This is a genomic window from Ruegeria sp. AE3, assembly GCF_056542225.1.
Map to the genome: position 1 here is coordinate 227,183 of NZ_JBQFZL010000001.1, position 19,806 is coordinate 246,988.

At 58.9% G+C, this 19,806-nt stretch carries 25 protein-coding genes; all 25 read left to right on the top strand.

What is annotated here, in order from left to right; all coding sequences use genetic code 11:
* Positions 1-122 precede the first annotated feature (122 nt).
* Positions 123-1,649 (top strand): AMP-binding protein, encoded by a 1,527-nt coding sequence (locus ACR0NZ_RS01105; RefSeq protein WP_480516376.1) that lies wholly within the window; start codon positions 123-125, stop codon positions 1,647-1,649.
* Positions 1,646-2,155 (top strand): hypothetical protein, encoded by a 510-nt coding sequence (locus ACR0NZ_RS01110; RefSeq protein WP_480516378.1) that lies wholly within the window; start codon positions 1,646-1,648, stop codon positions 2,153-2,155. Before ACR0NZ_RS01105 ends, ACR0NZ_RS01110 begins: the two co-directional genes overlap by 4 nt.
* The gene (locus tag ACR0NZ_RS01115; RefSeq protein ID WP_480516380.1) at positions 2,152-3,759 is read left to right on the top strand and encodes a carboxyl transferase domain-containing protein; all 1,608 of its coding nucleotides are present in this window, start codon (positions 2,152-2,154) and stop codon (positions 3,757-3,759) included. Before ACR0NZ_RS01110 ends, ACR0NZ_RS01115 begins: the two co-directional genes overlap by 4 nt.
* A gap of 1 nt (position 3,760) precedes the next feature.
* Positions 3,761-4,186 carry an ASCH domain-containing protein gene (locus tag ACR0NZ_RS01120; protein WP_480493839.1) on the top strand — a complete coding sequence of 142 codons (426 nt, stop codon included), beginning with the start codon at positions 3,761-3,763 and terminating at the stop codon, positions 4,184-4,186.
* Positions 4,187-4,189: 3 nt separating this feature from the next.
* A complete protein-coding gene (locus tag ACR0NZ_RS01125; RefSeq protein WP_480516382.1) occupies positions 4,190-6,121 on the top strand; it encodes an acetyl/propionyl/methylcrotonyl-CoA carboxylase subunit alpha in 1,932 nt (643 codons plus the stop codon).
* A gap of 78 nt (positions 6,122-6,199) precedes the next feature.
* Positions 6,200-7,051 carry a hydroxymethylglutaryl-CoA lyase gene (locus ACR0NZ_RS01130; RefSeq protein ID WP_480476073.1) on the top strand — a complete coding sequence of 284 codons (852 nt, stop codon included), beginning with the start codon at positions 6,200-6,202 and terminating at the stop codon, positions 7,049-7,051.
* A 1-nt stretch (position 7,052) separates the two neighbouring features.
* A complete protein-coding gene (locus tag ACR0NZ_RS01135; RefSeq protein WP_480476075.1) occupies positions 7,053-7,835 on the top strand; it encodes a crotonase/enoyl-CoA hydratase family protein in 783 nt (260 codons plus the stop codon).
* Positions 7,836-8,028: 193 nt separating this feature from the next.
* Complete coding sequence (locus tag ACR0NZ_RS01140; protein WP_209504455.1) at positions 8,029-8,394, top strand: NADH-quinone oxidoreductase subunit A; 366 nt, start codon at positions 8,029-8,031, stop codon at positions 8,392-8,394.
* Positions 8,385-8,918, top strand: a complete 534-nt coding sequence (locus ACR0NZ_RS01145; RefSeq protein WP_209504454.1) for a NuoB/complex I 20 kDa subunit family protein — start codon at positions 8,385-8,387, stop codon at positions 8,916-8,918. Before ACR0NZ_RS01140 ends, ACR0NZ_RS01145 begins: the two co-directional genes overlap by 10 nt.
* 12 nt (positions 8,919-8,930) lie before the next feature.
* Positions 8,931-9,533 (top strand): NADH-quinone oxidoreductase subunit C, encoded by a 603-nt coding sequence (locus ACR0NZ_RS01150; protein ID WP_480516384.1) that lies wholly within the window; start codon positions 8,931-8,933, stop codon positions 9,531-9,533.
* A 2-nt stretch (positions 9,534-9,535) separates the two neighbouring features.
* Entirely contained in the window at positions 9,536-9,709 is a 174-nt protein-coding gene (locus ACR0NZ_RS01155; RefSeq protein WP_170569030.1) for a hypothetical protein, read from the top strand.
* Between the two features lies 1 nt (position 9,710).
* A complete protein-coding gene (locus tag ACR0NZ_RS01160) occupies positions 9,711-9,833 on the top strand; it encodes a hypothetical protein (protein WP_280923171.1) in 123 nt (40 codons plus the stop codon).
* Positions 9,833-11,056: an NADH-quinone oxidoreductase subunit D gene (locus ACR0NZ_RS01165; RefSeq protein ID WP_480516386.1), complete on the top strand. Its 1,224-nt coding sequence runs from the start codon at positions 9,833-9,835 to the stop codon at positions 11,054-11,056. The genes ACR0NZ_RS01160 and ACR0NZ_RS01165 overlap by 1 nt, the downstream gene beginning before the upstream one ends.
* Positions 11,056-12,156, top strand: coding sequence for an NADH-quinone oxidoreductase subunit NuoE (gene nuoE / locus ACR0NZ_RS01170; RefSeq protein ID WP_480516388.1), 1,101 nt, complete (start codon positions 11,056-11,058; stop codon positions 12,154-12,156). Before ACR0NZ_RS01165 ends, nuoE begins: the two co-directional genes overlap by 1 nt.
* Before the next feature lie 30 nt (positions 12,157-12,186).
* The gene (locus ACR0NZ_RS01175) at positions 12,187-12,408 is read left to right on the top strand and encodes a DUF5337 domain-containing protein (protein ID WP_209598087.1); all 222 of its coding nucleotides are present in this window, start codon (positions 12,187-12,189) and stop codon (positions 12,406-12,408) included.
* Positions 12,409-12,420: 12 nt separating this feature from the next.
* On the top strand, positions 12,421-13,719 hold the full coding sequence (nuoF, locus tag ACR0NZ_RS01180; protein WP_209504919.1) for an NADH-quinone oxidoreductase subunit NuoF: 1,299 nt from the start codon (positions 12,421-12,423) through the stop codon (positions 13,717-13,719).
* Between the two features lie 5 nt (positions 13,720-13,724).
* Positions 13,725-14,141 (top strand): MAPEG family protein, encoded by a 417-nt coding sequence (locus tag ACR0NZ_RS01185; RefSeq protein ID WP_480493845.1) that lies wholly within the window; start codon positions 13,725-13,727, stop codon positions 14,139-14,141.
* Between the two features lie 37 nt (positions 14,142-14,178).
* Positions 14,179-14,529 (top strand): hypothetical protein, encoded by a 351-nt coding sequence (locus ACR0NZ_RS01190; protein WP_480476087.1) that lies wholly within the window; start codon positions 14,179-14,181, stop codon positions 14,527-14,529.
* A gap of 98 nt (positions 14,530-14,627) precedes the next feature.
* Entirely contained in the window at positions 14,628-15,032 is a 405-nt protein-coding gene (locus ACR0NZ_RS01195; RefSeq protein WP_480516390.1) for a DUF5333 domain-containing protein, read from the top strand.
* A 5-nt stretch (positions 15,033-15,037) separates the two neighbouring features.
* The gene (gene nuoG, locus ACR0NZ_RS01200; RefSeq protein WP_480516392.1) at positions 15,038-17,059 is read left to right on the top strand and encodes an NADH-quinone oxidoreductase subunit NuoG; all 2,022 of its coding nucleotides are present in this window, start codon (positions 15,038-15,040) and stop codon (positions 17,057-17,059) included.
* Between the two features lie 68 nt (positions 17,060-17,127).
* Positions 17,128-17,271, top strand: a complete 144-nt coding sequence (locus tag ACR0NZ_RS01205; RefSeq protein ID WP_480476092.1) for a hypothetical protein — start codon at positions 17,128-17,130, stop codon at positions 17,269-17,271.
* The gene (gene nuoH, locus ACR0NZ_RS01210) at positions 17,264-18,301 is read left to right on the top strand and encodes an NADH-quinone oxidoreductase subunit NuoH (protein ID WP_117868407.1); all 1,038 of its coding nucleotides are present in this window, start codon (positions 17,264-17,266) and stop codon (positions 18,299-18,301) included. The genes ACR0NZ_RS01205 and nuoH overlap by 8 nt, the downstream gene beginning before the upstream one ends.
* A gap of 1 nt (position 18,302) precedes the next feature.
* Positions 18,303-18,797, top strand: coding sequence for an NADH-quinone oxidoreductase subunit NuoI (gene nuoI / locus ACR0NZ_RS01215; protein ID WP_480516394.1), 495 nt, complete (start codon positions 18,303-18,305; stop codon positions 18,795-18,797).
* Positions 18,794-19,204, top strand: a complete 411-nt coding sequence (locus tag ACR0NZ_RS01220; protein ID WP_170476531.1) for a carboxymuconolactone decarboxylase family protein — start codon at positions 18,794-18,796, stop codon at positions 19,202-19,204. The genes nuoI and ACR0NZ_RS01220 overlap by 4 nt, the downstream gene beginning before the upstream one ends.
* Positions 19,201-19,803 carry an NADH-quinone oxidoreductase subunit J gene (locus tag ACR0NZ_RS01225; RefSeq protein WP_480516396.1) on the top strand — a complete coding sequence of 201 codons (603 nt, stop codon included), beginning with the start codon at positions 19,201-19,203 and terminating at the stop codon, positions 19,801-19,803. Before ACR0NZ_RS01220 ends, ACR0NZ_RS01225 begins: the two co-directional genes overlap by 4 nt.
* Positions 19,804-19,806: the final 3 nt, after the last annotated feature.

The window sequence follows — 19,806 nt, forward strand, 5'->3', positions numbered from 1 at the left end:
TTTCGTTGATGACCTTGGTGTTGCAGCGACTGAAATTGCCCACTCTGATCTGCATCAAGTAAACGTGAAAGAACTGGCTGCAGATGAATCGATAAGTGCAGGAAATATAGGGAATAATCACCGTGCTAAGCGCTGAGCGCATACCGGGTTTGCGCCCGGATGGAGGCTGGGATCTGCCGGACAGTCTGAACATGGCGCAGCAGTGCCTGCGGCATGCGGGGGATCGGGTTGCGCTGATCGATTTAACCGGACCGGACCCGCAGCGCATCAGCTATGCGCAACTGTCGCAAATGACGGACGGATTAGCCCGAGCATTATTGCGCCATGTGCAGCCCGGTGATCGCGTTGGAGTATTGCTAAGCCAATCTCCCTGGTGCGCGGCGGCCCATCTGGCGATCTGGAAGATCAGGGCTGTGTCGGTCCCTTTGTTCAAACTGTTCAAGCAGGACGCGTTGCGGTCGCGGGTCAGTGGCGCAGGTGTCCGGATTGTGCTGACCGACGCCGAAGGGGCTGATCTGTTGGGTGATCTGGCTGCGCCTTTGATCGCGTCGGAAATTGGCGAGGAAGGCCTTGCTGTACCATTCGCCGCGACCAGCCCAGATGATCCGGCTGTGTTGATCTATACTTCGGGCACCACCGGCAGCCCGAAGGGCGCGCTGCATGGACACCGGGTTCTGACGGGGCATCTGCCGGGAGTTTCGATCAGCCATAATCACTTGCGCGAAGGTGACTGTCTTTGGACCCCGGCGGATTGGGCGTGGATCGGCGGACTGTTCGACGTGCTGATGCCGGGTCTTGCGCTGGGCATTCCGGTCGTTGCCGCGCGGCTTGAGAAATTCACCCCCGAGGCCTGCGCTGACATCATCGCGCGTGGCGGGGTGCGGAACGTCTTTTTCCCACCAACGGCGCTGCGAATGCTCAAGGCAGCGGAACAGGTGATCCCCGATCTGCGCTCGGTCGCATCCGGGGGCGAACCGCTGGGGGCCGAAATGGTGGCATGGGGTCAGAAGGCGTTCGGCCTGACGATCAACGAATTTTACGGCCAGACCGAATGCAACATGGTCGTATCTTCCTGCGCCGAAGATTTCCCTGTGCGCCCCGGCTGTATCGGCCAACCGGTGCCAGGGCATGAGGTTGCTGTGATTGATGAGGACGGCAACCCGACCGGGGACGAGGGCGACGTGGCCATCCGGCGCGGCTCGGCCTCGATGCTTCTGGAGTACTGGAATCGCCCCGAAGCAACCGCCGAGAAGTTCCGGGGCGACTGGCTGATCACCGGTGATCGCGGCGTGTGGGAGGGCGACTATCTGCGTTTCGTAGGACGCGATGACGACGTGATTACCTCGGCGGGTTACCGCATTGGCCCGGCCGAGATCGAGGACTGCCTGCTGACCCACCCGGCAGTGGCGACGGTGGGTGTGGTCGGAAAACCTGACCCGCTACGGACTGAGATCGTCAAGGCTTATGTGGTTCTGAAGCCGGGTGCCGAGGCCTCGGGCGCTGAGTTGCAGGAGTGGGTCAAAGATCGTTTGGCGCATTACTCCTATCCGCGCGAGGTGGCGTTTCTGGAGGAACTGCCGATGACGGTGACGGGGAAGGTGATCCGGAAGGAATTGAAGGCGCGGGCGGCGGGGGAGATTGGTTCGTGAGAGAGACTCGCGTCATAAGCAGGTTACTATGGTCGGCCTCGGTCGCTCTGATCTTTCCGTCAGCAGCACTGAGTACTGACGATGATCCGAGTCAGTTCCATGAGCCCGTCCTCGGCGTTGAAGATTGGTTAGATGGGTGCGCGCGACTCAGCGAAGAAACGGTGATGACGGTTTCGAAAACCGAACTGGAAACCGACTGTGTCTTGTTAGCGTTGGAATATTGTACACGGGAGCAGTCGAACTCTTATGGCGAGATATGTCACGACATTTTGGTTGAGCATATTCTATTTCGAAGTGAAGAAATTTCGAAATCATTGCCTATGAACCCGAACCTAACGGAAGTCAGGCGATTTTCGTATGCCAATGCTTTGCAGCGTGCTTCGGAAGTTACTCAAGCAATTTGCGGTGCCGATTTGTCTGAAAAACAGTGCCAATTAAAGAATGCAACTTTGAGGTGGCTGGATTTGCGGTATGCAGACCGGCTGCTGGAGGGTGAACGAAAATGAAACTCACATCCAAAGCCGTACCCGGCTCCGAGGGCTTCAAGACAAACCGCGCCGCTCATCTTGATGCGCTGGCGCAAATCTCTGCTGCTGCCGAAGCGGCCCGCATGGGCGGGGGCGAGAAATCCCGCGCGCGGCATGAATCTCGCGGCAAGATGTTGCCGCGCAGGCGGGTGGCGAACCTGCTTGATCCGGGGTCTCCGTTTCTGGAAATCGGGGCGACGGCGGCGCATGGGATGTATGGTGATGCAGCACCCTGTGCCGGGGTCATCGCGGGCATTGGCCGGGTGCAGGGGCGCGAAGTTATGGTGGTGTGCAATGACGCCACCGTGAAGGGCGGCACCTATTATCCGATGACCGTCAAGAAGCACCTGCGCGCGCAGGAGATTGCCGAGGAAAACCATCTGCCCTGCATCTATCTGGTCGACAGTGGCGGCGCGAACCTGCCCAATCAGGATGAAGTGTTCCCAGACCGCGACCACTTTGGGCGTATCTTCTACAATCAGGCGCGGATGAGCGCGAAGGGTATCCCTCAGATTGCCGTGGTTATGGGGTCGTGCACGGCGGGTGGGGCCTATGTTCCAGCAATGTCCGATGTGACGATCATCGTGAAGGAACAGGGTACGATCTTTCTGGCAGGGCCACCTTTGGTCAAGGCTGCAACGGGTGAGGTTGTCAGCTCCGAGGATCTGGGCGGTGGCGATGTGCACACGCGCCTGTCGGGTGTGGCAGATTATCTGGCCGAAGATGATGCGCATGCGTTGGCATTGGCCCGCCGCGCGGTTGGGTCATTGGGCGGTGCCGGGCTGAAGCCCGGCCTACAGTTCGAAGCACCTGAGGAGCCTGCTTATGATCCGGATGAAATTCTGGGTGTCGTTCCCGCCGACTTGCGCACGCCCTATGACATCCGTGAAGTGATCGCACGGCTGGTCGATGGCTCTCGGTTTGATGAGTTCAAACCCCGCTTTGGCGAGACACTGGTCACCGGCTTTGCCCATGTCAAAGGGTGCCCAGTCGGGATCATTGCCAACAATGGCGTGCTGTTCTCGGAGGCTGCGCAAAAGGGCGCGCATTTTGTCGAGCTGTGTTCGCAGCGCAAAACGCCCCTGGTCTTCCTGCAGAACATCACCGGCTTTATGGTAGGCCGCAAATACGAGAACGAAGGGATCGCCCGCCACGGCGCCAAGATGGTGACGGCAGTTGCAACGACGAGCGTTCCCAAGATCACGATGCTGGTGGGCGGCTCGTTTGGGGCCGGGAACTATGGCATGGCAGGACGCGCCTATCAGCCAAGGTTTCTGTGGACATGGCCGAACTCTCGGATCTCGGTGATGGGGGGCGAGCAGGCCGCAGGCGTATTGGCGACAGTCAGGCGCGACGGGATCGAACGACAGGGCGGTACCTGGTCGGCCGAGGAAGAGGCCGAATTCAAACGTCCGACGCTGGACATGTTCGAAGAGCAATCGCACCCGCTATATGCCTCGGCCCGTCTCTGGGACGATGGCATCATCGACCCGCGCAAAAGCCGCGATGTGCTTGCCTTGTCGCTGAGTGCGGCGCTGAATGCCCCGATTGAGGAGACACGTTTCGGCGTGTTCAGGATGTAAGATGAACGTTTCATTGAATGACGTCATGGCCCGCTATCCTGGTGCCCAGACTTTCAAGTTTGGTGACAATGCCCGGCTGAGTGCTGAGCTGCTGGCTCTGGTACGATCAGGGCGGAAAACGGCAACCTGCGGTGCGTTGCGCGACTATCCCGAAGGTAGCCCTGACACTCCTGTTGTCGGGCGGAGAGACATTGCGCTGGATTGGGATGATCGTCCGGCCTTGGTGATCGAAACGGTCGACGTCTCGACCTGCCGATACTGCGACGTAACCGAGGATTTCGCGTTGGCAGAGGGCGAAAATGAAACGCTCGAGGGATGGAGAGAGGGGCATCGCCAGTATTTCGAACGCAATGGCGGGTTTGATCCCGAGATGGAGCTGCTGTGCGAACGATTTCGCCTTGTCGAAGATCTGGCGGTTGAGGGGTAAGCTATGTTCAACAAAATCCTGATTGCCAACCGGGGCGAGATCGCTTGCCGGGTTATGGAAACCGCTCAGAGGATGGGCGTGTCCTGTGTGGCTGTTTATTCCGATGCGGACGCTGCGGCCAAGCATGTGCAGATGGCGGATGAGGTCATTCATATCGGCGGCCCCGCCCCGGCGGAAAGCTATCTGAAGGGCGATGTGATTATTCAGGCTGCGCTGGATACGGGCGCGCAGGCGATCCATCCCGGTTATGGCTTCCTGTCAGAGAACCCCGATTTCGTCGACGCGGTTGAGGCTGCGGGTTTGACCTTTATCGGCCCATCAGCGGATGCGATCCGCAAAATGGGCCTCAAGGATGCGGCCAAGGTGTTGATGGAACAGGCTGGCGTGCCCGTGGTGCCCGGCTATCACGGCGACAATCAGGATCCCGAACATTTGGCGGGTGCGGCGGATGCGATTGGGTATCCGGTGCTGATTAAGGCCGTTGCAGGCGGCGGCGGTAAAGGTATGCGTCTGGTCGAACGCCCCGAGGATTTCCGTTCCGCATTGGACAGCGCACGGGGCGAAGCCAAAACCGCTTTTGGCAATGACGCAGTGCTGGTCGAGAAATTCGTGGCCAAACCTCGCCATATCGAAGTGCAGGTATTTGGTGACGGTACCCATGCGGTGCATCTGTTTGAACGCGATTGCTCGTTGCAACGCCGCCATCAGAAAGTGATCGAAGAGGCACCAGCCCCGGGCATGACTTCTGAGATGCGGGAGGCGATGGGGCAGGCCGGTGTGCGTGCCGCCGAGGCGATCGGGTACAAGGGTGCAGGCACGGTGGAGTTCATCGTCGATACCTCGGACGGGCTGCGCCCCGACAGATTCTGGTTCATGGAGATGAACACCCGCCTGCAGGTGGAACACCCGGTTACAGAGGCCATCACCGGCATCGATCTGGTGGAATGGCAGTTGCGCGTAGCAGCAGGAGAGAGACTTCCCAGGCAACAGGATGATCTGTCGATCTCGGGTCACGCCTTCGAAGCCCGGCTTTATGCCGAGGATGTACCAAAGGGGTTCTTGCCGGCGACAGGTACATTGACCCATCTGGTTTTCCCGGCCAACTGCCGAGCGGATAGTGGTGTTCGCACAGGTGACACGATCAGCCCCTGGTATGACCCGATGATTGCCAAAGTGGTGGTGCATGGTCCGACCCGCGCGGTTGCGCTTGAGACGTTGCACCGAGTGCTGCGGCAGACCGAAGTGGCGGGCACCGTTACGAATCTCGCCTTTCTGGGAGCGCTGACCCGCCATGACGGATTTGCCTCGGGCGATGTGGATACGGGCCTGATCGGGCGCGATCTTGACGGGTTGGTGCGGGAATCGCCGACTCCGGCCACAACCGCAGTTGCGGCTGCTATGACCGCACTGGATTTGGTTAATGTCACGCCTGACACCGGGTTTTCGCTCTGGGCTCCGTTGCATCGGGCGGTGCAGCTGTCCGATCAGGGAGAGGTTCTTGATCTGGACGTGCAAGTCGACGGGTCGGATCGCCAGCTTTGGCAGCTGGGCGAACACCGTGTCGTGGCCGAGCGGATCTCGGGGCAGTGGACGCTGAACGGCGCACCGATGCCGCGGGTCGCTGTCAGCGGAACAACTTTGACCGTATTTACCGACTACGGTCACAGTTTCGACGTTGTCGACCCGCTGGACCGGGATGCCAGCGCGACGGGTGACACCAACGTGATCGAGGCGCCGATGCCGGGTCTGGTCAAGGCAGTTTTTGCCACCGCGGGGCAGACCGTTCAGGAAGGCGACCGTTTGGCCATTCTGGAAGCGATGAAAATGGAGCATTCGTTGCTGGCCGCGCGCGATGGTGTGGTGGCCGAGGTGCTGGTCGAAGATGGCGCGCAGGTCGAGGCTGGGGCAGCTTTGGTGCGTTTGGAAGAAGAGTGATCTGTACCCGCGCGGCTTGACGTGGCACGGTCGCGCGATCCGTATTTGGAATGAGAACAAGCCATAAGGGGTTCTGACATGGGTGATCTGGTCGAAATCTACGAGGTTGGACCGCGCGACGGGCTACAAAACGAAACACGTGAGATACCGGTTGCCGACAAGGTGGCGCTGATCAATTGCCTCAGCCGCGCCGGGTTTCGACGGATCGAAGTTGCAAGCTTTGTCTCTCCCAAATGGGTGCCTCAAATGGCGGGGTCGGCGCAGGTTCTGGCCGGTATTACCCGCGCGGACGGCGTGCGCTACGCGGCGTTGACGCCGAATATGCGCGGATACGAGGATGCGCTGGCTGCCGAAGCGGATGAGATTGCCATTTTCGCGTCGGCTTCCGAGGGGTTTTCCAAGGCAAACATCAATGCCTCGATCGCCGAGTCAATCGAACGGTTCACGCCGATTCTCGAAGCGGCGCGTCATATCGACCTTCCGGTTCGCGGCTACGTCTCTTGCGTGACGGATTGCCCCTATGATGGCCCGACCCCGCCCGAGAAAGTCGCCGAAATTGCCGACCGGTTGTTTGCGTTGGGCTGTTACGAGGTGTCATTGGGGGACACGATCGGGCAAGGCACGCCAGACAAGATTGCGCATATGCTTCTGGCGGTTCGGGAAAGGGTTCCTGTGACGCGGCTTGCCGGGCATTTTCATGACACCAATGGGCGTGCAATCGACAATATCGATGCGGCACTTTCGCTGGGTGTGCGTGTGTTCGACGCGGCCGTGGGTGGGCTTGGCGGTTGCCCATATGCTCCGGGGGCTGCGGGTAATGTCGCGACTGAAACCGTTGCAGCGCATTTGCACCGGTTGGGCTATCAAACCGGTCTGGATATCGATGTGGTCGAAGAGGCCGCGCAGATGGCCAAGGCGTTGAGAGGCTAACATGTTCGAAACAATCTCGATTTCAGCAGACGAACGCGGTGTTGCCACGTTAACTCTGGACCGGGCGGAAAAGCACAACGCGCTCTCGGGTCAGATGATTGCCGAGCTGACACAGGCCGCGTCGCAACTGGGTCAGGATGGCACTGTCAGAGCGGTCGTTCTGGCTGCTGCGGGAAAGACGTTTTGCGCTGGTGGTGATCTGGGATGGATGCAGGACCAGATGGCGGCCGACAAGGCGACGCGGTTTGTCGAGGCGCGCAAGCTGGCCGAGATGTTGCAGGCGTTGAACACGATGCCCAAACCCCTGATCGGGGCGCTACAAGGCAACGCCTTTGGCGGAGGTGTTGGAATGGCGGCCGTGTGCGATGTCGCCATCGGTGTAGATAGTCTGAAGATGGGACTGACCGAGACCCGGCTTGGGCTGATCCCAGCGACAATCGGCCCTTATGTTATCGCTCGTATGGGTGAGGCGCGGGCACGGCGTGTATTCATGTCGGCCCGGTTGTTCGATGCGCCCGAAGCGGTTGATTTGGGATTGCTGGCAAAGGCTGTGCCTCCCGAGCAGCTTGCGGCTGCGATAGAAGATGAACTCCGGCCCTATCTTTCGTGCGCGCCGGGGGCAGTTGCATCTGCCAAGGCATTGGTTCGAACTCTGGGACCTCGTATTGATGATGCCACAATCGACCAGACCATCAACGAACTGGTCGAGCGCTGGGAAACGGAAGAGGCACGTGAAGGGATCGCGGCGTTCTTCGAAAAACGTAAACCTGCATGGAATAAGTAAGTTTACCGAGTTTCCGTAAGCCAATGCAAATCGCTCGTGATGCGATTCTATGCCGCGCTGTCAAGCGTATGTTTGATGGCAGAGGGGGCTGTGTTCGGTTGACCCTCTGACCCGGCGGGGATAGAGAATGTCCAGTCAACACGCCAATTGACGGCGCACCCGACAAGATGCGTGCGCAAGAAAGGAGCTATTCGTGGAAGACCTGCTGCGGGAGTATCTCCCGATTCTGGTGTTTCTGGCCGTTGCCGTAGGCCTTGGAATCGTCCTGATTCTTGCCGCCGTTGTACTGGCTGTCCGCAATCCCGACCCCGAAAAGGTCAGCGCATATGAATGTGGCTTCAATGCATTCGACGATGCGCGAATGAAATTTGACGTCCGATTCTATCTGGTCTCGATTCTCTTCATCATCTTTGATCTTGAGATCGCATTCCTGTTTCCCTGGGCTGTCGGGTTCCGCGATATCAGCGATGTCGGCTTCTGGTCGATGATGGTGTTTCTGGCCGTGCTGACCATCGGCTTTGCCTATGAGTGGAAGAAAGGGGCCCTGGAATGGGAGTGATGACCGGTGCAAATACCGCTGGCGTCGACAAAGAAGTCGCCACTCAGGCCCTGAATGCCGAGTTGCAGGACAAAGGTTTTCTGCTGACCTCGAGCGAGGATATTATCAACTGGGCCCGTACGGGTTCGCTGCATTGGATGACCTTTGGTCTGGCCTGCTGCGCGGTTGAAATGATGCACACTTCGATGCCGCGCTATGATGCGGAACGTTTCGGCATCGCGCCACGCGCCTCTCCGCGCCAATCTGACGTGATGATCGTGGCTGGCACGCTGACCAACAAGATGGCTCCTGCCTTGCGCAAGGTTTACGACCAGATGCCCGAGCCGCGCTATGTGATCTCGATGGGATCCTGCGCGAATGGGGGGGGCTACTACCACTATTCCTATTCCGTCGTGCGTGGCTGTGACCGGGTTGTTCCGGTGGATATTTACGTGCCTGGCTGCCCTCCAACCGCCGAGGCGCTGCTTTACGGTCTGCTACAGCTGCAACGCAAAATCCGCCGCACCGGCACAATTGTACGCTGAGGGGAAGGGTAGATGAGCGAAGCACTCAAAGAACTCGGCACCCAGCTTGAACTGAAACGAGCCGATTGCGTTCTGTCCTGGGATGTGACCCATGGCGAGCTGAACGTCGATGTGGCGCCGTCGAACCTGGTGGAATTCGTAGAATTCCTGCGGTCGGACCAAAACTGCAAGTTCTCGACATTGGTGGATATCACCGGCGTCGATTACCCCGAACGTGCCAAGCGGTTCGATGTGGTGTACCACTTCCTGTCGATGTACCAGAACCAGCGTGTCCGTCTGCGGGTTTCGATCCGCGAAGATGACATGGTGCCTTCGATCGTCGATATCCACCCCTCGGCCAACTGGTTCGAGCGTGAGGTGTTCGACATGTTCGGCATCCGGTTCTCGGGACATCCAGATTTGCGGCGGATTCTGACGGACTATGGATTCCGTGGCCATCCGCTGCGCAAGGATTTCCCGACCACCGGCTACACCGAGGTGCGTTATGACGAGGCGCAGAAACGCGTGGTCTATGAGCCGGTCAGTCTGGTGCAGGAATACCGTCAGTTTGATTTCATGTCCCCATGGGAAGGTGCGAACTACATTCTGCCGGGGGATGAGAAACAGGAGACATAATCATGGAGTTCCTGATCTGGATAATTCTGGTTGTTGCAACGGTCATTCCGATGATCAAGCTGCTGCCGCATTTCGGGATCAACAAGAACTGGGCGTTTGCATGCATCATCTCTCCGGTCGTGATTGTCCTGCTGTGGATGATGGCGATGAAACTGCAAGAGATGGAGCGACGCTGAGATGATGGGTGAGTTGATCATTCTGGGCGCGTTAGGGGTTCTACTGGCCGGAGCTGCGGTCAAAGCGACCGAGGCGGAAAAGGTCCGGGTTCGGGCCGAAGCAAAGAAGAAACGAGGGCGGTGATGGACGGCTCAAGATACGATGACGGCAGCACGGACGCGCTGAGCGGCGAGCAGAAGATCCGCAACTTTAACATCAACTTCGGCCCGCAACACCCTGCGGCTCACGGAGTTTTGCGTCTGGTGCTCGAGTTGGACGGTGAAATCGTCGAGCGTTGCGACCCGCATATCGGCTTGCTGCACCGTGGCACCGAAAAGCTGATGGAAAGCCGGACCTATCTGCAGAACCTGCCGTATTTCGACCGTCTGGACTATGTAGCACCGATGAACCAGGAACATGCCTGGTGTCTGGCCATCGAAAAGCTGACCGGGGTCGAGGTGCCGCGCCGTGGCTCGCTGATCCGGGTTATGTATTCCGAGATCGGGCGCATCCTGAACCACCTGCTGAACGTGACGACGCAGGCGATGGACGTCGGCGCACTGACCCCGCCACTCTGGGGTTTTGAAGAGCGTGAAAAGCTGATGGTGTTCTATGAGCGTGCCTGCGGTGCCCGCCTGCACGCCGCTTATTTCCGTCCGGGTGGTGTACATCAGGACCTGCCGCCGGAACTGCTGGACGATATCGAGGCGTGGAGCCACGAATTCCCCAACGTCCTTGATGACATTGACGGGCTGCTGACCGAAAACCGCATCTTCAAACAGCGCAACGCTGATATCGGCGTCGTGACCGAGGATGACATCCAGAAGTACGGCTTCTCGGGCGTGATGGTGCGCGGATCGGGTCTGGCATGGGACCTGCGCCGCGCGCAGCCCTACGAGTGCTACGACGAGTTCGAGTTCCAGATCCCCGTTGGCAAGAACGGCGACTGTTATGACCGCTACCTTGTCCGTATGGAAGAAATGCGCCAATCGCTGCTGATCATCCGTCAGGCCATCGCCAAAATCCGCGAGTGCCCCGGTGACGTTCTGGCGCGTGGCAAGATCACCCCGCCGAAACGCTCGGATATGAAGACCTCGATGGAGAGCCTGATCCATCACTTCAAACTGTACACCGAAGGCTTCCACGTGCCTGCCGGTGAGGTCTATGCCGCTGTCGAAGCCCCCAAGGGCGAGTTCGGCGTCTATCTAGTTGCCGACGGCACCAACAAACCCTACCGCGCCAAACTGCGCGCCCCGGGTTTCCTGCACCTGCAAGCCATGGACCACGTTGCCAAAGGCCACCAACTGGCCGACGTCGCCGCCATCATCGGCACTATGGACGTCGTATTTGGAGAGATTGACCGCTAATGCTCCGCCGTCTTCATCCCGAACAACCTGAAAGCTTTGCCTTCACCGCTGCCAACCAGCAATGGGCCGAAGCGCAGATTACCAAATATCCCGAAGGCCGTCAGGCCAGTGCGGTGATCCCTCTGCTGTGGCGTGCACAGGAACAAGAGGGCTGGCTGAGCCGCCCGGCGATTGAATCCGTCGCCGACATGCTGGGTATGGCTTATATCCGCGTGCTAGAGGTGGCCTCGTTCTACTTCATGTTCCAGCTGCAACCGGTGGGATGTGTGGCCCATGTTCAGGTTTGTGGCACGACCTCCTGCATGATTTGCGGGGCCGAGGATCTGATCGCTGTCTGCAAGGAGAAGATCGCGGCCAAGCCACACGTGCTGTCCGCCGATGGCAAGCTGAGCTGGGAAGAGGTCGAATGCCTTGGCTCCTGCACCAATGCGCCGATGGCACAGATCGGCAAGGATTACTACGAAGACCTGACCGCTGCGAGCTTTGGCAAGATCCTTGATGATCTGGTGGCAGGGAAAGTTCCGACGCCGGGCCCGCAGAATGGTCGCTATGCGGCTGAACCGCTCAAAGGGCTGACCAGCCTGACGGAGTATGACAGCGGCAGAACGCAGTACAACGCCAGCGTCGAACTGGCCACTAATATTGGTGATACGGTCAAGCGCATTGATGGGACCGAGGTTCCGATTCTGACCCCTTGGTTGGGCAAGGATGGCAAAGCGGCTGCGACCAAAGCTGCACCGAAGCCGCCCAAAGCGCCAACCCCGGCGAAACCTGCTGTGAAACAGGCCGCTGAGGCGAAGGCAGCGCAAGAGGACCAGCCCGAAACACTGACGGGCGCGCGCGACGGCAAGGCAGATAACCTGAAACTGTTGAAAGGCGTAGGCCCCAAGCTGGAGCAGACCCTGAACGAGTTGGGCTTCTTCCACTATGATCAGATCGCAGCCTGGACGCCGGAACAGGTCGCCTGGGTCGATGCTCGGCTGAAGTTCAAGGGCCGGATCGAGCGCGATGGCTGGATTGAACAGGCAGCCAAGCTTGCGGCGGGTGAGGAAACCGAATTTGCCAAACGTGCCAAGGAAGATGGCACCTACGAAGACTAAACGGGTGCCCCATCGGGGCATCGGGGGATGATGGACAAGGATAAGGATCAGGCCATAGCCCGAAAGGGCAGACATATCGGCATCGTAATAGCGGTGACGATGGTGATCTGGCTTGCCATGAATCTGTTCATTGGCCCCGCGCTGGGTTTGACAGCCCGGCACGCGCTGCTGTTTGATTTTGCCGCTTTGGCGGCATTCATTTATGCGGGTGTGAACATTTTTCAACTCTGGCGCATGCGTCAGGACAGCTGAAGGTAACGAATGATGCTGAAGGATCAGGACCGGATCTTTACCAACATCTACGGGATGCACGAACGCACGCTGAAAGGCGCGCAAGCCCGCGGGCATTGGGACGGCACAGCTGGCCTGATTGAAAAGGGCCGGGACTGGATCATTCAGACAATGAAGGATTCCGGGCTGCGCGGACGCGGCGGTGCGGGCTTCCCAACTGGCCTGAAATGGTCGTTCATGCCAAAGGAAAGTGACGGTCGCCCTTCCTATCTGGTTGTGAATGCCGATGAGTCCGAGCCCGGCACCTGCAAAGACCGTGAGATCATGCGCCATGATCCCCACACGCTGATTGAAGGGTGTCTGATCGCCTCTTTCGCGATGAACGCGCATACCTGCTATATCTACCTGCGCGGCGAATATATCCGCGAGCGTGAGGCATTGCAGGCCGCGATTGACGAGGCCTATGACGCGGGGCTTCTTGGCAAAAACGCCGCTGGTTCGGGCTGGGATTTCGATCTTTTCCTTCATCACGGGGCAGGGGCTTATATTTGTGGCGAGGAAACCGCCCTTATCGAAAGCCTTGAGGGCAAGAAGGGTATGCCGCGGATGAAACCTCCGTTCCCGGCGGGCGCGGGGCTGTACGGATGTCCGACCACTGTGAACAACGTGGAATCCATCGCGGTGGTGCCGACCATCTTGCGACGGGGTGCGGATTGGTTCGCTGGATTTGGTCGTCAGAACAACGCAGGTACCAAGCTGTTTGCGATCTCGGGCCACGTGAACAACCCTTGCGTCGTCGAAGAGGCGATGTCGATCCCGTTCGAACAGCTGATCGAAACCCATTGCGGCGGCATTCGCGGCGGGTGGGATAATCTGCTGGCGGTTATCCCTGGTGGATCCTCGGTTCCCTGCGTGCGAGGTGAAAATATGCGCGACGCGATCATGGATTTCGATTACTTGCGCAACGATCTGGGTTCGGGTCTGGGCACGGCAGCGGTGATTGTGATGGACAAATCCACCGACATCATCAAGGCGATCTGGCGCCTGTCGAAGTTTTACAAGCATGAAAGCTGTGGTCAGTGTACGCCGTGTCGCGAAGGCACCGGCTGGATGATGCGTGTGATGGATCGTCTGGTGCGCGGTGAAGCTGAGCTGGAAGAGATCGACATGTTGTTTGACGTGACCAAACAGGTCGAAGGACACACGATCTGCGCCTTGGGCGATGCGGCCGCCTGGCCGATCCAGGGCCTGATCCGCAATTTCCGGGAAGAGATCGAAGACCGCATCAAGGCTCAGAAATCGGGCCGTATGGGTGCGATGGCAGCGGAGTGAACGAGATGGAAGTGTTTGCAGAATATAGCCACGCAATTGCGTCGGTTGTGCTTTTCACGCTGGTTGTATTGTTTCTGGCGCCGTTTTCGGCACTGGCCAAACAAGCCAAGGGGCTGGCACCCGGTGCGACACCTGACCAGGATTATGCCGACAAGGCGTATCGTCTGAACCGGGCCTATCTGAACGGGACGGAGACACTTCCTGCGTTTGTGACAGTCATTACAGCGGCGATTCTGCTGGGCGTCAGCCCGTTCTGGGTAAACCTTCTGGCCTCGGTGGCGCTGGTTGCGCGCTTGGCGATGCTGGTGGTGCACTTGAAGGGGATCGGCAAGCCAACCAGCGGCCCGCGGACAATTTTGTATGTGATCGGATGGGCGTGCATGTTCGTGATCGGGCTTATGGCATTGGTCGCGGCGTTTTGATAGCGACGCAGCGGAACAGAAAACAAAGAGGGAAAGTATGAAGGCCCCCAAAGCCCTTATTGTTGCGCTGGCATTGGTTGGTGTTTCCGCTTGCGGTCTGGTTAAACCGTCGGCAGATCGGCTTTTGTTTGATGGCAAGTCGTTCAGAACCAAGGCGAAGGTGGTCGACAAGAAGACCTCGCCCGCGGACTTTACGGTTGTCGTCAAAGGCGTCTCTGCTTCACTCGATGGTGCGCGCGAGGCCGGACGTCATGAAGGAACCAAATTCTGCATCCAGAACTTCGGGTCGTCTCGGATTTCGTGGACGGTGGGTCCGGATACAGACCCGCAGAACCTTAGCATCAGCAATGATCAACTGACATTTGCAGGAACCTGCCAGCGGCCATGACCGGTGTTTTTCCATATCTCCGGTGGGCGAGCAGGGTGTTATTGCCTAGCAGCCGCGAACCGCTTCGTCTTGGACAGTCCAAGACGAAAGGAAAACCCATGTCTGTTACAAAACTAGCCGCCCTCGCATCGCTGATGGCCTTGCCCGTGGTTGCAGAAGCAAAGCCGCCCTTGAGGGATGTCAAAGAGATCGACAACGAACTCTACTACATCGCCATTGCAAATGAGATTTCCGAGTTCTGCCCGTCGATCAGCGGGCGGCGATTGAAAGCGATCAGTGTGATGTGGGGACTGCGGTCCAAAGCGAATAATCTGGGGTACTCGGACACGGAAATCCGCTCATATGTCGAGTCGGATGCTGAAAAGGATCGGATGCGGGCGAAGGGCGAGGCTTATCTGGCGAAAAACGGCGTGTCCTACGACAACCCCAAAACGTTCTGCTCTTTGGGGCAGAAGGAAATCCAAAGAAACAGCGCCATTGGCGTTTATTTGAGAGCGAACTGAGAGCCATGTCTGACCTCCGCAAGATCAATATCGACGGGCAGGAAATCGAAGTCGAAGGTGCGATGACCCTGATACAGGCCTGTGAGCAGGCCGGGGTCGAGGTGCCGCGTTTCTGCTATCACGAGCGTCTGTCGATTGCGGGAAACTGCCGGATGTGTCTGGTTGAAGTGGTGGGCGGTCCGCCGAAACCGGCTGCATCCTGCGCGATGCAGGTACGCGATCTGCGCCCGGGGCCAGAAGGGCAGCCACCGGTGGTCAAGACGAACTCTCCCATGGTCAAGAAGGCCCGCGAAGGGGTGATGGAGTTCCTGCTGATCAACCACCCATTGGATTGCCCGATCTGTGATCAGGGCGGAGAGTGCGATCTTCAGGATCAGGCGATGGCTTATGGCCTGTCCGGTTCGCGGTTCAAGGAAGCCAAACGCGCGGTTGATGATCTGGATCTGGGACCGCTTGTGGGCACCGCAATGACCCGCTGCATCAGTTGCACCCGTTGCGTGCGCTTTACCACCGAAGTCGCCGGGATCACTCAGATGGGTCAGACAGGGCGCGGTGAGGATGCCGAGATCACCTCGTATCTGAACCAGACGCTGGATTCGAACCTGCAGGGCAACATTATCGACCTGTGCCCGGTTGGGGCACTGACCTCGAAACCTTATGCGTTTACCGCCCGCCCGTGGGAATTGACCAAGACCGAAAGCATCGACGTCATGGACGCGCTGGGATCGAACATTCGTGTCGATACCAAAGGGCGCGAGGTGATGCGCTTCCTTCCTCGCAATCATGACGGAGTGAATGAAGAGTGGATCAGCGACAAAACCCGCTTTGTCTGGGACGGGTTGCGGCGTCAGCGACTGGACAAGCCTTACATCCGCGAAAACGGTAAGCTGCGCCCGGCCTCATGGTCCGAAGCTCTGACCAAGGCCGCAGAATCGCTGAAAGGTGCTGAGAAGCCAGCCGGTATCGTCGGTGATCTGGTACCGGTCGAGGCCGCATTCGCATTGAAACAGATGATCGAAGGGCAAGGCGGAGTTGTTGAGTGCCGCACCGATGGGGCCAAGCTTCCGGTCGGGAACCGTGGCGGATATGCCGGGACCGCCGCGATTGAAGTCATCGATACGGCCGAGCGTATTCTTCTGATTGGCACCAACCCGCGCGATGAAGCACCGGTTTTGAACGCGCGTATCCGCAAGGCGTGGGCGCACGGGGCCGAAGTCGCTTTGGTGGGTCCAGCGGTCGATCTGACTTATGGGTACCATCATGTGGGCGATGATCGCGCAGCGCTGCAAAAGGTTGTCGACATGGGCGGCGACGATGAAATCAGGGGTAAACGCTCGCTGGTCATCGTCGGGCAGGGAGCGCTGCAGGAGGCGGACGGAGGAGCTGTTCTGGCTGCCGCGCAAACAATTGCCGCAAATACGGAAAGCGGCCTGATCATTTTGCACACTGCGGCGTCGCGCGTGGGCGCGATGGATGTGGACGCCACCAACGATGGCGGTATGGAAGCAATCAATGCTGCGGATGTGATCTATAACCTTGGTGCGGATGAGGTCGAAATCGGCGAAGGCGCCTTTGTGATTTATCAGGGCAGCCACGGGGATCGGGGCGCGCATCGCGCAGATGTGATCCTGCCGGGCGCGGCATATACCGAGGAAAACGGTCTGTTCGTGAACATGGAAGGCCGCCCGCAACTGGCGATGCGCGCTGGGTTTGCGCCTGGTGAGGCCAAGGAAAACTGGGCCATCCTGCGTGCGCTGTCGGCTGAGCTGGGGGCGACACTCCCCTATGACTCGCTTGCGCAGTTGCGCACAGCCTTGATCGAGGCGGTTCCCCATCTGGCCCGCATCGACGAGGTGATCGAGAATGAGGTTCAAGCGCTGGAGGCCGGGTCTTTGGGCAAGGCGACCTTCCGCAATGCGATCAAGGATTTCTATCTGACCAACCCGATCGCTCGGGCCTCGCAACTGATGGCCGAGCTTTCGGCGCAGGCGCAAGCCCGCAAAGCTGAGAAGATTGCGGCGGAATGAACGAAAGCAGTTTCATATCGCAAACCAGCGCTGTGGTCGGGTGGCACCTGACTGCGCCGGAAATGTGCGTGAAACGAAAGAAAAAGGGTGGCGCAATGGCGGCAGATGCTGTTTACACCAACGCGCCGACCCAGCCGCAGTTTGCGCAGGCATCGGGCCTTTGCATCGCGCGCGAAAAACGGAATACCCACGGTGTGAGGACCAATGGCTGAATTCTTTAACACCCCCGGCGGAATAGCCATCATCATTCTGGCGCAAGTGCTTGCTGTTGTTGCCTTCGTGATGATCTCGCTGTTGTTCCTTGTTTATGGCGACCGCAAGATCTGGGCCGCTGTCCAGATGCGCCGCGGCCCTAACGTGGTCGGCGTTTACGGTCTGCTGCAATCGGTGGCGGATGCGTTGAAATACGTCGTCAAAGAGGTCGTGATCCCCGCGGGGGCCGACCGCACGGTTTTCATCCTCGCGCCGCTCACCTCTTTCGTGTTGGCGATGATCGCCTGGGCGGTGATCCCGTTCAATGATGGCTGGGTCCTGTCGGACATCAACGTCGCAATCCTCTATGTCTTCGCCGTTTCCTCGCTTGAGGTTTATGGCGTGATCATGGGTGGTTGGGCGTCGAACTCAAAGTACCCGTTCTTGGGCTCGTTGCGCTCAGCCGCGCAGATGATCTCATACGAGGTTTCCATCGGTCTGATCATCATCGGTGTGATCATCTCGACCGGGTCGATGAACTTTGGTGACATCGTCCGCGCGCAGGATGGGTCGTTCGGCTTCTTCAGCTGGTACTGGCTGCCGCATTTCCCGATGGTCTTTCTGTTCTTCATTTCGGCGCTGGCCGAGACCAACCGACCACCGTTTGACCTGCCCGAAGCGGAATCGGAACTGGTGGCGGGTTATCAGGTCGAATATTCGGCCACACCCTTCCTGCTGTTCATGGCCGGTGAATACATCGCGATCTTCCTGATGTGCGCGCTGACCTCGCTGCTGTTCTTCGGCGGCTGGCTGTCGCCAATCCCGGGCCTGCCCGATGGCGTGTTGTGGATGGTCGCCAAGATGGCGTTCTTCTTCTTCATCTTCGCGATGGTCAAGGCCATCACGCCTCGCTACCGCTATGACCAGCTGATGCGATTGGGCTGGAAAGTTTTCCTGCCGTTCTCGCTGGTTTGGGTGGTCTTTGTGGCCTTTGCGGCGAAATTCGACTGGTTCTGGGGCGCATTCGCCCGTTGGAGCGTAGGAGGCTGATATGGCAAACATCGATTACACCCGCGCTGCCAAATACTTCCTGCTGCAGGATTTCTGGGTCGGCTTCAAACTGGGCCTGAAGTATTTCTTCGCTCCCAAGGCCACCCTGAACTATCCGCACGAAAAAGGCCCTCTGTCCCCGCGGTTTCGCGGTGAACACGCCCTGCGCCGCTATCCAAACGGTGAAGAGCGCTGCATCGCGTGTAAACTGTGCGAGGCGGTCTGCCCGGCACAGGCCATCACCATCGATGCCGAACCCCGCGCGGACGGCAGCCGCCGCACCACGCGCTATGACATTGACATGACCAAGTGCATCTATTGCGGCTTCTGCCAAGAGGCATGCCCGGTTGATGCCATCGTCGAAGGCCCGAACTTTGAATTCGCGACGGAAACCCGGGAAGAGCTGTTCTACGACAAGGAAAAACTCCTGTCGAACGGCGAGCGCTGGGAAGCCGAGATCGCGCGCAATCTGGAACTGGACGCACCGTACCGATGAGTGACAGCCCGACAAATCCGTTCGAGCTGATGATGAAGCAAGCTCAGGACATGGCCAAGGCGATGAACCCGGCGATGGAAAGCTTCTCGCCCAAGGGGTTCGAGGCGCTGTGGCCAACCATGCCCAAAGAGGTCATGGAGATGATGTTCGGCAACACCGTCAACAAGGACGGGCTGGATGCCAAAACGCGTCTGCTTCTGACGCTGGCCGGGCTGACCTGCCAGGGTGCGCAGGCGGATTCGGCCGTGCGCCAGACCGTGCGTCATGCGCTGGAAGCGGGCGCGAAGAAACAAGAGATCGTGGAAACGATCGGTCAGATGTCGGTCTTTGCCGGCATCCCGGCCATGACCCGCGCGCTGGATCTGGCGCAAGAGGTCATGGGCGACAACGAGGATGAGGATCAATGACCGTCTTTGCCTTCTACCTGTTTGCCATCAGCGCCATCACCGGCGGGCTGTTCACGGTGATCAGCCGCCAACCGGTGCACTCGGTCCTGTGGCTGATCCTGGCGTTTCTGTCCTCGGCAGGGCTGTTCGTGCTGCTGGGGGCCGAGTTCGTGGCGATGCTGCTGGTCATCGTCTATGTCGGCGCGGTCGCGGTTCTGTTCCTCTTCGTGGTGATGATGCTGGACGTGGACTTTGCCGAGCTCAAGGCCGAAATGGCGCGCTATATGCCGCTGGCCCTGCTGATTGGTCTGATCATCCTGATGCAGTTTGTCATGGCTTTCGGGGCGTGGGACAGCGCACAGGGTGCTGCGGCCAATCTGGCCCAGCCGGTCCCGACAGACCGCCACAACACCGAGGCGCTTGGCCTCATCCTTTACGATCAATACTTCCTTCTGTTCCAACTGGCGGGCCTGATCCTGCTGGTGGCCATGATCGGCGCCATCGTTCTGACGCTGCGCCACCGCAAGGACATCAAGCGTCAGGACATTATCGGCCAGATGATGCGTGACCCGGCCAAGGCGATGGAGTTGAAGGACGTGAAACCGGGGCAGGGATTGTGAGAG